The sequence below is a fragment of the Corynebacterium sp. HMSC035E02 genome, from assembly GCF_001836065.1.
GTDB lineage: Bacteria > Actinomycetota > Actinomycetes > Mycobacteriales > Mycobacteriaceae > Corynebacterium > Corynebacterium hiratae.
This window is the reverse complement of the sequence record NZ_KV827295.1, coordinates 1-595: the sequence shown is the minus strand read 5'-3', so window position 1 is coordinate 595 and position 595 is coordinate 1. Positions and strand designations below refer to the sequence as shown.

Sequence of the window (595 nt, the reverse complement as noted above, 5' to 3'; positions counted from 1 at the left end):
CAGACGAGCATTCTCAGCACGAAGATCAGCTTCACTCATCCCATCTGAGGCTCCTCGGCGCTCACGCTCGAGTTTGACCCACCGGCCCAAAAGCCCGGCGGAAACACCGATTTCCTTAGCCACATGAGCAATCGGCCGATCTGACTCGATTACCAGGTTCGCGGCTTCACGCCGGTACTCCGGCGTGTACTTCTTGCGCTGTTGACTCACAATGAACATCCTCTCTTACGGACACAAGATCCGTACAAATAGGGTGTCCACTAAACGAGGGTAACCTCAGTATGACTCGTGCTCGGATCCGTTGCGGTCTATAAGCGCAGACGTGGAGACGTGGATGTGCAGCACGCAGGTCTGTGTTTTCGGGTTTGTGCTTTTGGGTTTTCTAGATGTCGCTTCCGGCTGCCGGATATGGCAGCACTGCTGTGCGACTGGCTTAGGTTGCCTTCAACGACACGTATACTCGCCCCCAGTGTTGCTTGGGGTGCGATGCGAAGGCCCGAAAACGCACCAAGAGCCTAGACATGGTGTGTCTAGGCTCTTGGTGAGATATATTTAGTTGTTTGTTTTGTTTGGTGTCGGCGGTTTCTTACTCTCC

At 53.9% G+C, this 595-nt stretch carries 1 protein-coding gene; it reads right to left on the bottom strand.

Going from position 1 to position 595, the window contains the following annotated elements; genetic code table 11:
- Nucleotides 1-210, bottom strand: a 210-nt coding sequence (locus tag HMPREF2635_RS12820; RefSeq protein WP_210401582.1) for a transposase, incomplete at its 3' end; no start/stop codon positions are given.
- Nucleotides 211-595 lie beyond the last annotated feature (385 nt).